The 13,027-nt window shown below is 35.4% G+C and carries 12 protein-coding genes; 4 read left to right on the forward strand and 8 right to left on the reverse strand.

Annotated features, from left to right (window positions below; all coding sequences use genetic code 11):
* Window positions 1-131: 131 nt before the first annotated feature.
* Genes E0I26_RS03295 through E0I26_RS03305 form a run of 3 tightly spaced genes read right to left on the reverse strand, consistent with a single transcriptional unit; the run spans window position 132 to window position 3,998 of the window.
* Window positions 132-2,300 carry a S46 family peptidase gene (locus E0I26_RS03295; RefSeq protein ID WP_131915055.1) on the reverse strand — a complete coding sequence of 723 codons (2,169 nt, stop codon included), beginning with the start codon at window positions 2,298-2,300 and terminating at the stop codon, window positions 132-134.
* Between the two features lie 23 nt (window positions 2,301-2,323).
* The gene (locus E0I26_RS03300) at window positions 2,324-2,770 is read right to left on the reverse strand and encodes a GNAT family N-acetyltransferase (protein ID WP_235831708.1); all 447 of its coding nucleotides are present in this window, start codon (window positions 2,768-2,770) and stop codon (window positions 2,324-2,326) included.
* Window positions 2,757-3,998, reverse strand: a complete 1,242-nt coding sequence (locus E0I26_RS03305; RefSeq protein WP_131915152.1) for a 3-deoxy-D-manno-octulosonic acid transferase — start codon at window positions 3,996-3,998, stop codon at window positions 2,757-2,759. Before E0I26_RS03305 ends, E0I26_RS03300 begins: the two co-directional genes overlap by 14 nt.
* Window positions 3,999-4,252: 254 nt before the next feature.
* Between E0I26_RS03305 and E0I26_RS03310 the strand changes: the two genes are divergently transcribed.
* On the forward strand, window positions 4,253-5,383 hold the full coding sequence (locus E0I26_RS03310) for a DegT/DnrJ/EryC1/StrS family aminotransferase (protein WP_131915056.1): 1,131 nt from the start codon (window positions 4,253-4,255) through the stop codon (window positions 5,381-5,383).
* Window positions 5,384-5,471: 88 nt separating this feature from the next.
* The gene (galE, locus tag E0I26_RS03315) at window positions 5,472-6,485 is read left to right on the forward strand and encodes a UDP-glucose 4-epimerase GalE (RefSeq protein ID WP_131915057.1); all 1,014 of its coding nucleotides are present in this window, start codon (window positions 5,472-5,474) and stop codon (window positions 6,483-6,485) included.
* Between the two features lie 35 nt (window positions 6,486-6,520).
* On the opposite strand, the gene E0I26_RS03320 is transcribed toward galE, so the two are convergent.
* The gene (locus E0I26_RS03320) at window positions 6,521-6,772 is read right to left on the reverse strand and encodes a hypothetical protein (protein WP_131915058.1); all 252 of its coding nucleotides are present in this window, start codon (window positions 6,770-6,772) and stop codon (window positions 6,521-6,523) included.
* A 114-nt stretch (window positions 6,773-6,886) separates the two neighbouring features.
* Window positions 6,887-7,762 (reverse strand): ACP S-malonyltransferase, encoded by an 876-nt coding sequence (fabD, locus tag E0I26_RS03325; protein ID WP_131915059.1) that lies wholly within the window; start codon window positions 7,760-7,762, stop codon window positions 6,887-6,889.
* Window positions 7,763-7,983: 221 nt separating this feature from the next.
* Here fabD and E0I26_RS03330 point away from each other — a divergent pair, with 221 nt between their 5' ends.
* Window positions 7,984-9,621, forward strand: coding sequence for a hypothetical protein (locus E0I26_RS03330; protein WP_131915060.1), 1,638 nt, complete (start codon window positions 7,984-7,986; stop codon window positions 9,619-9,621).
* A gap of 44 nt (window positions 9,622-9,665) precedes the next feature.
* Here E0I26_RS03330 and E0I26_RS03335 read toward each other — a convergent pair whose 3' ends face one another.
* The gene (locus E0I26_RS03335; RefSeq protein WP_131915061.1) at window positions 9,666-9,983 is read right to left on the reverse strand and encodes a DUF6370 family protein; all 318 of its coding nucleotides are present in this window, start codon (window positions 9,981-9,983) and stop codon (window positions 9,666-9,668) included.
* A 40-nt stretch (window positions 9,984-10,023) separates the two neighbouring features.
* Window positions 10,024-10,386: a DUF983 domain-containing protein gene (locus tag E0I26_RS03340; RefSeq protein ID WP_131915062.1), complete on the reverse strand. Its 363-nt coding sequence runs from the start codon at window positions 10,384-10,386 to the stop codon at window positions 10,024-10,026.
* Between the two features lie 91 nt (window positions 10,387-10,477).
* Between E0I26_RS03340 and E0I26_RS03345 the strand changes: the two genes are divergently transcribed.
* On the forward strand, window positions 10,478-11,341 hold the full coding sequence (locus tag E0I26_RS03345) for an AraC family transcriptional regulator (protein WP_131915063.1): 864 nt from the start codon (window positions 10,478-10,480) through the stop codon (window positions 11,339-11,341).
* A 153-nt stretch (window positions 11,342-11,494) separates the two neighbouring features.
* On the opposite strand, the gene purT is transcribed toward E0I26_RS03345, so the two are convergent.
* Window positions 11,495-12,655: a formate-dependent phosphoribosylglycinamide formyltransferase gene (purT, locus tag E0I26_RS03350; protein WP_131915064.1), complete on the reverse strand. Its 1,161-nt coding sequence runs from the start codon at window positions 12,653-12,655 to the stop codon at window positions 11,495-11,497.
* Window positions 12,656-13,027 lie beyond the last annotated feature (372 nt).

Genomic DNA, 13,027 nt, shown 5'->3' on the forward strand with positions numbered 1-13,027 from the left:
TATGTAAAATATTTTTTTATTTTTTTTTTAAAAAATAATATTTTTTGTCAACGCCGAAACAAATTACAATTATTATGCCAATTAAGTCAAATAATTAATAAATGCTTTATATCGTTGTTGAGTCCTTGGTTTTACTTTAAGTTTTTCTTTTTCAAAGGTTTGCTTTTCTTTGGGTGAACCAGTTTTAGCTCACTGATCAAGTTTTTTGCACCCGCATATTTATCCATAATAAAAAGGACGTAGCGTATGTCAACCATAATGTTTCTGCAAATACTCGGGTCGTAATAGATATCACTCATGGTTCCTTCCCAAACCCTGTCAAAATTAAGTCCTATCAGGTTTCCGTTTGCGTCTATCGCTGGGCTTCCTGAATTACCTCCAGTAGTGTGATTGGTACCAATAAAGTTAACAGGCATTTTGCCGTTTTCTCCATAGGGTCCGTAATCTTTGGTTTTATATAGATCGATCAATTTGGATGGAACATCAAATTCATAATCTCCAGGGATGTATTTCTCCATTATCCCATCTAAATAGGTTATTGGTGTGTAAAGTGTAGCATCTTTAGGTTCGTATCCTTTTACTTTTCCATAAGTAATTCTTAATGTGCTATTGGCATCCGGAAAAATTCTACTGTCTTTATTCAATTCCAATTGCGCTTTCATATACGTGCGTTGAAGTGCTGTAATCTTTAAATTGATTTCGTCGTATTTTGGTGCAACTTCTTTCGAATATTTATCAGCCAATTCTTTTACCAGCAGGAAACCTGGGTCATTGTTTAAATTCGTTAAAACGGTTTGCGTATCGCCGGTTAGCAATTCTTTCAGACCTGCGTAATTTTGAAGTTTGGATTTGCTGTAAATTTCCGAAGCCAAATTTTTGGCATTTACATTCACTAAGCTTTGGGGTAAAAATTGTTTTGGAGATTTGGTAGCATACAATTCAATCAATTGCTCAAAAACTTTTTCATCAACAATTGCATTAAAATCTTTGTAGAAGGTTTCCTGGCCGGTTTGTAAATTGTTTTTTCGGTCTGTAAAAGATTGCTCTCCTTTGGTTTTGTAAACTTGTTCCAGCTGATACAATTTGTAACCAACGCTTAGTAATTCTGTGTTGAGCTGTACAACTTCCGCAAAATAATCTCTGGCAGAGGCATATGGTGCTATTTCTGCGTAGTTTTTTTCAAAATCAGTCAAAAGTGTTCCGTATTCTTTTTCTTTGCCCGCTTTTGTTATTTTCTGCTGAAAGACTTTTTCAGATTCTCTTTTAATGGCAACGGCATTTGATTTTTTTAATCCTTGGGTTTCACCAATCCATTTTTTCCAATAATTAGCAATCTTGGCATATTTAGAGGCATACTGAATTTTAATAGCATTGTCTTTTCTCATGAAACCATCAGCCACTTTCAGGGCTTTGTCTCTAATTTCGATTTTCCCCGGATTCAATTCGTTTACAATTTGTTCAATCGCAACAGAAGGTAAATATTCATTTGTTTTTCCTGGATAACCAAAAACCAATGTAAAATCATCTTCGGCTACACCATCAAGTGAAATCGGCAAGAAGTGTTTAGGAGTGTAAGGAACATTGTCTTTCGAATACGCAGCCGGACGATTGTTTTTGTCAGCATAAATTCTAAACAATGAAAAATCTCCCGTATGACGCGGCCAAACCCAGTTATCAGTATCAGAACCAAATTTCCCTATTGAGGAAGGCGGAGCGCCAACCAAACGGACATCTGTAAAAGTTTCTGTTACAAAAAGCATGTATTGATTGCCTTCATAAAACGTACGGATTTTATTTTCCTGCCAATTTTCCTTTGGTAAAGAATTAGTAAGTGCCGTAATGTTTTCTTGAATTTTCTTTTGTTTTTCGGATTCACTGGTGAGAGAAGCAGTTCCTTCTAAAACTGATGTGGTTACATCTTCTATTTTTACAATAAAAGCGACGGTTAAGTTTTTATTAGGCAATTCGTCTTCCATTTTGAAAGCCCAAAATCCATCAGTAAGATAATCATGGTCTACTGTAGAGTGCGATTGAATTTGTGAAAATCCGCAATGGTGATTTGTTAAAATTAATCCTTTTGGAGAAATAACTTCAGAGGTACAACCACCATTAAAGTGTGGAACGGCATCTTTTAAACTCGATTGATTGACATCGTAAATCTCTTTGACAGACATTTTCATGCCTAAATTTTTCATTTCTGTTTCATTCATTCCTTTCAAAAGCGAAGGAATCCACATGCCTCCCTGCTGTGCTTGCGTCTGAATGACAAATAATAATAAGAATAATTTTAAAATTTTCATGGTATTAAATTTAGGGTGTAATTTTATTTGATTTTGTGTTTCATCAATTTTCTATTGTGCAACTCAAAATCGTGCGCAAGATACAATTTTTGTGCTTTTTCGTTGTGCTGTTCCACTTCCAGGTAAATCAGTTTTAACGATAGTTTATGACTTTCACTTTGAATGAATGCAATGGCTTTACTGCCAATTCCTTTACCTCTCGCTTTTTCAGTCAAATACAATTCGTCTAAAAAAGCAATTTTTCCCTGGTATTCAAAACTAAAAACAAAGGTTAGGATAATGTAGCCTACAATTTCATTATCGGATAAAATGAGCCATGATTTCCCCAGATTTTCATTGGAAATAAATTCCTGAAATAAAGCTTTGGAAACGTCAATAGCAATGGGATAATTATCAATTGCATAAAACTCTTGCATCATGGTTACAATCGCTTCAATATCAGAAAGCGCTAACGGTTTAAATTGGGTCATTCAAAATATGTTTTAAAATAATGGCAGTAGCCCCTTTATTCATTTGTACAAAAGTGCTGCACATATGTCCTTTTTCTTGTCGGATGTCATCATTCAGGATGAGGTTTGTAAATGCTTCGTCCAGCTCTTTATTATTGTTAATAGAAATACAAGCTTCCATATTTACCAGCGCTGTTGCTTCTGCAAAATGCGAATAGTTGGGTCCAATGAGTATTGGAACACCAAAAGTTGCCGGTTCCAGTAAATTGTGAACTCCGGGATTCCCGAAACCGCCACCTACATACGCAATATCTGCATAGCTATAGATTTTGGTCAAAATACCAATCGTATCAATGATAAAAACATCGAAATCAGCGAGATTCTGTCCTTCTTTTTCAGAGAATAAAACAGTTTTTTTGGTGATACTATTTTTTAATAGCTGAATTTGTTCTTCTTTAATATTATGTGGCGCAATTATAAACTTGACATTTAATGTATTCGAATTAATAAAATCTACTAATAGATTTTCGTCTTTTGGCCAAGAACTTCCCACGACAATGGTTAATGTATTGTCTTTAAACTGAGAAATAAAATCCAAGGAATTGTCTTTTTCTAAAATTGCGGCAACTCGGTCAAATCTGGTATCTCCGGAAACGGAAACATTAGTTTTACCTAATTGTTGCAGTAATTTTTTTGAAGTTTCATTTTGAACAAAAAAGTAAGTGAATGTATTTAATGCTTCTCTGTAAAAGCCGCCGTACCATTTGAAAAACAGTTGGTTTTTTCTAAGAATTCCAGAAATTAAATAGGTTTTGGTGTTCAGTTTTTTGAGTTCGGCTAAATAATTTGGCCAATATTCGTATTTAATAAAAAACACTAAATCCGGATGAACGAGTTTCAAAAAATTCTGAGCATTTTTCTTGGTGTCCAAAGGCAAATAAACCGTGACATCAGCAACGGTATTGTTTTTGCGGACTTCATAACCAGAAGGCGAAAAAAAAGTAACCACGATTTTGTGTGATGGGAATTGTTCTTTTATTTTTTCAATCACGGGCAAGCCTTGTTCGTATTCGCCTAAGGAGGCAGCATGAAACCAGATTGTTTTATCAGTGGGTTTTATTTTTTGTTCCAAAGCAGGAAAAACCACTTTTCGACCATCTACAAAAAGTTTCATTTTTGGACTGAAAAGAGCTACGATTTTTAATAAAAAACCAGCAATTTGAACAATTAGATTATAGAGAAAAAGCATCATTGAAATTTTGGGGCTAAAATACGTTTTCTTTATGTTTATTTCTTCCGCAGCAATATTTAAATTTTGGTTATCAGGAACCCATTTTTTTATTTCATCAGAATAATATCTTTTTTTAATGTGGGTTTCATTGGTTTAAACTCATAAATAACTATTTTTGTTCTTCGTTTTAAGAAAGTGTTTGCTGTTTCTTAAAACCTTAAAATAACGTCACCCTGTGCTCAGTCGAAGGGCGAACTTTAAACAAAATTTCAATGAAAAAAATCCAAATGGTTGACCTGAAAAGTCAATATGATAAAATTGCAACCACTGTAAATGCTTCTATTCAGGAGGTTTTGGACACAAATACTTATATTAATGGACCTCAAGTTCATCAATTTCAAAAATCTTTGGAAGAGTATCTGGACGTAAAACACGTAATTCCTTGCGCTAATGGAACCGATGCCTTGCAAATTGCGATGATGGGATTGGATTTAAAGCCTGGAGATGAAGTAATCACTGCCGATTTTACTTTTGCAGCGACAGTGGAAGTGATAGCTTTACTGCAATTGACACCGGTTTTAGTCGATGTGGATATGGATAATATGAATATTTCTATCGAAGGAATTAAACGCGCCATTACGCCAAAAACCAAAGCAATTGTTCCGGTACATTTATTTGGTCGTGCCGCTAATATGGGCGCCATTATGGCTTTGGCCAAGGAGCATAATCTATATGTTATAGAAGACAATGCACAAGCGATTGGAGCTAATTGCAAGTTTTCGGATGGAACAAAAAAGAAAGCAGGGACAATTGGTCATGTGGGATCTACTTCATTTTTTCCTTCTAAAAATTTAGGATGCTATGGAGATGGTGGAGCTATTTTTACAAACGATGATGCCTTGGCGCATAAACTTCGCGGGATTGTAAACCACGGAATGTACGAGCGGTACCACCATGATGTAGTAGGAGTAAATTCACGATTGGATAGTATTCAAGCAGCAGTTTTGAATGCAAAATTAGCATTGCTGGACCAATATAACGAAGCGCGTAGAACAGCAGCGGCAAAATATAATGCTGCCTTTTCGGGTCATTCTAATATTACAATTCCAGAGTTTGATTTAAATGGTGACGATCACGTTTTTCATCAATATACTTTGCGAATCATTAATGCCAATAGAGATGGATTGATGCAATATTTACTTGATAAAGGTATTCCGTGTGCCATTTATTACCCAATTCCATTGCATTCGCAGAAAGCATACGTGGATTCTAGATATAAAGAAGACCATTTTCCAGTGACAAACCAATTGGTTAAAGAAGTAATTTCGTTGCCAATGCATACAGAACTGGACGATGAGCAAATTAAATTCATAACGGACAGTGTTTTAGAGTTTTTGAAATAATATAGAGACGCGATTTATCGCGTCTTTTTTATGTGGTATAAATATAAAGGAGATGCGACAAATTGCGTCTGCATAAAAAAAAGTAATCATGAAAATATTAGTTACAGGAGGTTTAGGTTTTATCGGTTCGCATACTGTTGTTGAATTACAAAATGAGGGTTTTGAAGTATTAGTTGTGGATAATTTATCTAATACATCATTGAATGTGTTAGATGGAATTCAGAGTATTACCGGAAAAATTCCCGCTTTCGAAAAGTTAGATCTACGTGAAAAGGATAACGTTCAGGATTTTTTCAAAAGGCATCATGATATTTCAGGTGTAATTCATTTTGCAGCTTCAAAAGCAGTAGGTGAAAGTGTCGAAAATCCGTTGTTGTATTATGAAAATAATATCAATGCATTGGTGTATGTTTTACAGGAATTGCAGAAAAAACCAGAAGCTAATTTTATTTTCAGCTCGTCTTGTACCGTTTATGGTCAAGCCGAAAAAATGCCAATTACCGAAAACGCACCAGTACAACAGCCAATTTCTCCTTACGGGAATACTAAAAAAATTGGAGAAGAAATCATCATCGATGTGGCTAAGGTAACCAATATCAATGCGATTTTATTGCGTTATTTTAATCCAATTGGAGCGCATCCTTCTACTGAAATAGGAGAATTGCCTATTGGAGTTCCTCAGAATTTGGTGCCATTTATTACACAAACCGGTTTTGGATTGCGTAAAGAACTAGCCGTTTATGGAGATGATTACCCAACTCCAGACGGAACAGCGGTACGTGATTATATTCACGTAGTCGATTTGGCGAAAGCCCATGTAATCGCTTTGCAGCGCTTATTGAATAAAAAAAATACTGCCAAAGTAGAAACATTCAATTTAGGTACAGGAACAGGAAGCTCTGTTTTAGAAGTCATCAATACTTTCGAAAAAGTAAGCGGTAAAAAATTACCATATAAAATTGTTGGTCGTAGAGAAGGCGATATTACAGAGGCTTACGCCAATACGGATAAAGCCAATACTGTTCTGGGATGGAAAGCACAATCGACGCTTGAAGAAGCGATGGCTAGTGCCTGGAAATGGGAACAGAAAATTAGAAAATAAAAAAGAGGCTGTCATTGACAGCCTCTTTTTTTGAATTATTTTTTTGCCGCTTCTTTCAATTTTTCAGCGGCTTGATTCATTTTGTCAGCCCCTTTTTTAAGAACTTCTCCTGCTTTAACCTTGGTGGAATCAGCTGCAGCGTCAACTTTTACAGCTGCTGTATCTATAGCTTCTTCCATTTCATTGCCAACGGCTTCTGTAGCCTCTTTTACTTCGTCTTTTGTTTCTTTTTTGCAAGAAGTCATTAAAGTTGCAATACATGCTAATCCTAAAAGTGCTTTTTTCATTTTTTTCATTTTAAAAAATTAAAATTGATTTGAACTCGTTTTATAAAGATAAAAAAAATCCTCACAAACAAGAGTTTGTGAGGATACTATTTTAAAGCAGTGATTGAATACTAATTATGCATTCGCAGTAACCGCTTCTTTATCAATTTTGCCAATCAATCCGGCCAATACTTTTCCAGGACCTACTTCAGTAAATAAAGTAGCTCCGTCTTTTATCATTTGTTGTACAGATTGTGTCCATTTTACAGGGGCTGTCAATTGAATGATTAGGTTTTTCTTAATTTCGTCAGCATCAGAAACTGCGCTAGCCGTTACATTTTGATATACCGGACAAATAGGAGTAGAGAACGTAGTTGCCTCAATAGCTGCAGCTAATTCTTCACGAGCCGGTTCCATCATTGGAGAGTGAAAAGCACCGCCAACTGGTAATAATAAAGCGCGTTTTGCACCCGCAGCTTTCATCGCTTCACACGCTTTTTCTACTGCTGATGTTTCTCCGGAAATCACTAATTGTCCCGGGCAGTTGTAATTTGCAGCCACTACAATTCCGTCAACTGACGCGCAAACTTCTTCTACGATAGAGTCAGCCAACCCTAAAACGGCTGCCATAGTAGATGGTTTTATTTCGCAGGCTTTTTGCATTGCCAAAGCTCTTTGTGAAACTAATTTTAATCCGTCTTCAAAAGATAATGCTCCATTTGCCACTAAAGCAGAGAATTCACCTAAGGAATGTCCCGCAACCATTTCTGGTTTGAAATCCTCACCTAACGTTTTTGCTAAAATCACCGAATGCAAGAAAACGGCCGGTTGTGTAACTTTGGTTTCTTTCAATTCCTCAGCTGTACCTTCAAACATGATGTCTGTGATGCGGAAACCTAAAATTTCGTTGGCGCTCTCGAATAATTCTTTTGCAAGAGCAGAATTTTCATATAAGTCTTTACCCATTCCTGTGAATTGTGCGCCTTGACCTGGAAATACGTATGCTTTCATCTGTAGTTTTTTAGTGTTGTTTCTTTGTCTAAAGGAATACCAAAAGACATTTCATGTTTTTAATTAAAAGATTGAAAAATTAGTTTCAATCGGAATGCAAAAATACTATTTTTTGCGGTATTGTAAATAAGGTTCCTGTTTTCTTTAAAATTGACACTTTTTTTAGTGTAACATTTAGGAGTATTAAAGACTAATATTGAAATATATAAAGACTGAATATCATGAAAAAAATCTTCTCAATTGTTTTTTTACTTCTTTTGGGTTTTTTACTTTTTTATATCAACCTGCCGGTAATTAATTATGGATTTACGGGTTTCGCTATTATTTTGTTGTTATTAGTTATTCTTGGGGTTTTATTTTCTCTTGGGTTGACAGTTTCGCAGCAAACCAAACAGGTCAAGATTGTTTCCAGGCCAAACAAAGTTTTGTACGTTTTGGCAGGAGTACTTTTAGTGTATTGTATTGCGCTTCCTTTTCTGACCAGCCTAAAAATGTTCAGAAGCGATTCGTATCAAAAATTAATAGGCGAGGTTAAAAACGGACAAAAAATAACAAATCATATTGCCCCAATTTCGATTGATAAAATCCGTGTGGTAGATGAGGAATTAGCGCATCTTCTGGGAGAGAAAATTTTAGGTTCCCAACCCGCTTTGGGAAGTCAAGTAGAATTAGGTGATTTTTGTATCCAAAAAGTGAATAACAACTTGTACTGGGTTGCACCATTATTGCATTCGGGTTTTTTAAAATGGTTTAACAACGAAGAAGGAACTGCGGGATATGTTATGGTTTCTGCAACCAATGAACGCGATGTAAAACTAGTTCAGAATGTGGGAGGGACAGCCATTAAGATTAAGTACCAACAAGGTGCTTATTTTCAAAGTGACATTCATAGACACGTTTATTTTAATGGAAATGCTACTGTTGGTCTGGCTGATTTTAGTTTTGAGATTGATGATGCTGGAAATCCGTTTTGGATTGTCACTAAATATGTGAAAAAAATTGGTTTCTCAGGAAAAGAAGCTACGGGCGTTGTTGTGGTTGATGCGCAATCTGGAGCTATAAAAGAATATTCAATTGCTGAAACACCAAAATGGGTAGATCGAATTCAGCCTTTGGATTTTATAGAAGATCAATTGAACGATTGGGGTGAATATGTTCACGGGTATTGGAATTTTTCTAATGCGGATAAACTCCAAATCACTGAAGGATTGACATTGGTTTACGGAAAAGACAATAAATCCTATTGGTATACCGGATTGACTTCGGTTGGGAAAGAAGAATCTGCTGTAGGTTTTGTACTTGTGGATACAAGAACCAAAGAAACTACCTTTTATAAACAAGGTGGTGCCACAGAATTTGCTGCTCAAAGTTCAGCGCAAGGGAAAGTTCAGGAAAAAGGATATAAGGCATCTTTACCTATTCCGTATAATATTAATAACATTCCCACGTATGTGATGACACTTAAAGATGACGGTGGATTGGTTAAAATGTTTGCGATGGTTGCCATTTCAGATTATACGATTGTTGGTGTGGGCAATACGATGCGAGAAACTTTGACTTCGTTTAAAAACGTCTATAATATGGCGGATAACAAAATAAATCCGAATAGTGTTTCCAATAAAAAATCGCTGAAATCAGTTGTAACCCGAATCCAAAATGATGTAAAAAATGGGAATAGCTTTTATTATTTCAAGGTGAAAGATTATCCTAATATTTTCGTAGGTTCCTCACAAATATCCAATCAATTGCCGGTAACAATTGTAGGCGATAGTGTAAATATTTCTTTTGATGTAGACTTGGAAGAAGTGATTGATATTTCGAGTTTTGAGAATAGCAATCTGAAAGCGAGTATGAAATAGAAGTAATTAAAAAGGGCTTAAAGAAAATTCTTTAAGCCCTTTTTTTATTTTTTTGGTAGTAATTTGAATGAGGTGACTTTGAATTTATTGTCAACCACTTTACCAACTACTTCCGCTTTTCTTACAGCAGCACAAAAACCATCACTGGCATGCGCATCACCATGAGAGTCGATAGAACTACCGTCAACGAAATATGATTTTCCATCAATGCGAACGGCTAATTCACAACCGTGTCCTTCCATCCCAAATTGGCATTGTCCGCATGAAGCTTCGACAATTTGAGGTTTTGGTTCTTCTTTTTTATCCTGAGCGCTTGCAAGTGTTGCAGAGAATAAAATAGCTAAGTATACTATCTTTTTCATAAATGATTAAATTTTACTTTAGCTAAGATACTGGTTTTTTTTATATCGAATAATTTTTAAACATATAAATCCACAATAATCTGGAAAAGCGAATGTTGAAAGAAGACATTGCAATAATGACAACAGCAATAATTGGAATGATTCTCAAATCAAAAGTTTCCTTGAAGAAAAATTGGGCGATAAAATAGGTTGCAATGCCTTGTGCCACTGTCAAACCGTAATTGACATACATAGCACCAAAGAAATAGCCAGGTTCCTTCTCGAATTTAAACTGACAATGAGAACAATATTCATTCATTTTAGGAAATCCGATATTGAGAAAAATGTTTTTTTCTTTGAAAACTTTTCCTTCAAGGCAATGAGGACAGTCATTATTCAGGATGTGAGCAATAGCGTGTGACATTTTTATTATTTTTATCAAAGGTATTTCTTATCCACGTCATGGATGTTTTCTATATTCGCTAATTGTAGCACAATAAAGACATTGAAGAGCCATGAAAAAGTATCCTATTTATAACATTCAGCGGTTTAACTGTAATTCAGTGAGTAGTGATTTGTACATTAATACCTTTAAAAATCACTTAATCAATCATAGTTTTATTGAGGAACCACACCGACATAATTCGTATGTTTTGGTCTTTTTTACCAAAGGTTCGGGAACACATGAAATCGATTTTGATGTGTTTACGATTCAGCCGGGAAGTATATTTTTTTTGCAGCCCGGGCAAATGCACCACTGGGATTTATCGGATGATGTAGAAGGCTTTGTAATTTTCTATTCGCAGGAAATGTATAATCTCTATTTTGGACAAAAAACCATCGGCGACTATCCATTTTATTCTTCGGTGGACAATAAACCTGAAATGGTTTTTGATATAACCGAATCGAAAGCAATTATGCCTTATTTTGAGAGTTTAATTTTAGAAGCTCAGGCAAATCAGCTGTTGAAGCAAGATAAAATTATGAATCTATTGGATATTATACACATTGAAATTGCCAGAAAGTATAGTGAAACACATTTCCATGAAACACATTCGTATAATGTGAAAATTAAAAATTTTGAAGTGCTTTTAGAGCAAAACTTTAAAACAGAAAAAGCACCTTCTTTTTATGCTTCAAAGCTTACTATTACTTTAAAACACCTGAACAGGATTTGCAATGAAATCCTGCAAAAAACCACTACAGAAGTAATTACAGATAGAATCATACTCGAAGCCAAACGTATGTTGATGGATAAAAAGTTTACTGTCAATGAAATTGCAACGGAATTAGGCTATGATGATTATTCTTATTTTACACGATTATTCAAAAAAAAGACAGGAAAGACTCCATCCGCATTTCGTATTACTAAAAGGTAAGGTTTACCATGTATTGAGTGAATGATTCAAATTGAGTAAAAAAAGTTAGCCACGAATTCCACAAATTCTCGCTAATTTCTTTAAAATTATAATGAATTAATTCGTGGGATATTCGTGGCAAAAACACACAATTAATGTTAGTATAAAAGGAAATTACGAATTTACCGTTACTAAACTGGCAGCTTTTTTAGCTTTTTCTACCACTTCTTCAATAGGAGTTTCTAAACTGTCATTTACTAAAGCTACACCCATTCTTCGGTATGGTCTTGAAGTTGGTTTACCAAAGATTCTAAAATCAGTTTTAGGTAAAGAGGCGATTTTTTCGATGCCGGAATATGTTGGATTTGTTGAATTTTCTGAAGCTAAAATTACAGCACTCGCTCCCGCTTTTTCTAATGTGATTTCGAAGATAGGTAAACTTAGAATAGCTCGTAAATGCAATTCGAATTCATTGAAATTTTGTGTTCCGGCTAATGTTACCATTCCGGTATCATGTGGTCTTGGTGATAATTCCGAGAAATAAACGCCATCATCGGCTAGGAAAAATTCCACGCCAAAAAGGCCAGCGCCACCCAAAGCTTCGGTTACTTTTTCGGCCATATCTTGTGCTTCATACAAATCTTTATCTGAGATTTTGGCGGGTTGCCAACTTTCCTGATAATCGCCACGCTCTTGCCTATGACCAATTGGGGCACAAAACAAAGTGGGATTGTTATTTTGAACTACTGTCAATAAAGTAATCTCCGAATTGAATTTTACAAAGGCTTCTACAATTACTTCCACGACATCGCCACGGGAACCTTCCACGGCATAATTCCATGCTTTCTCAATATCGGCTTCGGTTTTTATGGTGGATTGTCCTTTTCCGGACGAAGACATTAAGGGTTTCACGACACACGGCATTCCAACGGCTTCAACACCTTTTTGCAATTCCTCGGCAGTGGTGGCGTAGCGATAATTTGCAGTTTTTAAACCTAATTCCTTTGAAGCTAAATCACGAATCGCTTTTCGGTTCATGGTGAAGTTTGCTGCTTTCGCAGAGGGAACTACGGTAATTCCTTGCTTTTCGTAGTCATAAAAACGCTCGGTTCTGATGGCTTCGATTTCTGGGACAATAAAATCAGGTTGGTGTTTGGCAACAATTCTATCTAAAGCGTCACCATTCAGCATATTGATGACTTCAAAATCATGGGCAACTTGCATAGCGGGCGCATTTTCGTAACTGTCAACCGCAATTACGATTTGCCCGATGCGTTGTGCGGCGATTGTAAATTCTTTTCCTAATTCGCCTGAGCCGAGAAGCAGTATTTTCATTTTTTTGAAGTTTCTAGTTTAAGGTTTTATCTTGCTTCACGTTAGGAATGCAATTTAAAACTGAAGCAAAAATACTGTTTTTTGAAATTTTTGTGAATGTTTTTTTTTCTAATTATTTTTTTGGTATACTAAGAATGACAAGGTTTGACTACGGTTGAATTGCCGTTGGTTTTAACCAACGGAGTTTAAAATTTCACACACTATTGGCTTTAGCCAAAACAGATAATTCATTTTGGCTAAAGCCAATTAATTTAGACATTGCAATCCGCTGGTTAAAACCAGCGGCAATTAATAATAAACAATATTGTGATTTCAATGATTATGCGTTGTTATAATGATTTTTTGTGTTGTAGATTCTTTCTAATCTCATTT

The organism is Flavobacterium rhamnosiphilum (assembly GCF_004349195.1).
GTDB lineage: Bacteria > Bacteroidota > Bacteroidia > Flavobacteriales > Flavobacteriaceae > Flavobacterium > Flavobacterium rhamnosiphilum.

What these genes read in the sequence shown, in the direction of transcription:
- E0I26_RS03295 (WP_131915055.1), bottom strand. Translation starts at nt 2,300, where the DNA reads ATGAAAATTTTAAAATTATTCTTATTATTATTTGTCATTCAGACGCAA.
- E0I26_RS03300 (WP_235831708.1), bottom strand. Translation starts at nt 2,770, where the DNA reads ATGACCCAATTTAAACCGTTAGCGCTTTCTGATATTGAAGCGATTGTA.
- E0I26_RS03305 (WP_131915152.1), bottom strand. Translation starts at nt 3,998, where the DNA reads ATGCTTTTTCTCTATAATCTAATTGTTCAAATTGCTGGTTTTTTATTA.
- E0I26_RS03310 (WP_131915056.1), top strand. Translation starts at nt 4,253, where the DNA reads ATGAAAAAAATCCAAATGGTTGACCTGAAAAGTCAATATGATAAAATT.
- galE (WP_131915057.1), top strand. Translation starts at nt 5,472, where the DNA reads ATGAAAATATTAGTTACAGGAGGTTTAGGTTTTATCGGTTCGCATACT.
- E0I26_RS03320 (WP_131915058.1), bottom strand. Translation starts at nt 6,772, where the DNA reads ATGAAAAAAGCACTTTTAGGATTAGCATGTATTGCAACTTTAATGACT.
- fabD (WP_131915059.1), bottom strand. Translation starts at nt 7,762, where the DNA reads ATGAAAGCATACGTATTTCCAGGTCAAGGCGCACAATTCACAGGAATG.
- E0I26_RS03330 (WP_131915060.1), top strand. Translation starts at nt 7,984, where the DNA reads ATGAAAAAAATCTTCTCAATTGTTTTTTTACTTCTTTTGGGTTTTTTA.
- E0I26_RS03335 (WP_131915061.1), bottom strand. Translation starts at nt 9,983, where the DNA reads ATGAAAAAGATAGTATACTTAGCTATTTTATTCTCTGCAACACTTGCA.
- E0I26_RS03340 (WP_131915062.1), bottom strand. Translation starts at nt 10,386, where the DNA reads ATGTCACACGCTATTGCTCACATCCTGAATAATGACTGTCCTCATTGC.
- E0I26_RS03345 (WP_131915063.1), top strand. Translation starts at nt 10,478, where the DNA reads ATGAAAAAGTATCCTATTTATAACATTCAGCGGTTTAACTGTAATTCA.
- purT (WP_131915064.1), bottom strand. Translation starts at nt 12,655, where the DNA reads ATGAAAATACTGCTTCTCGGCTCAGGCGAATTAGGAAAAGAATTTACA.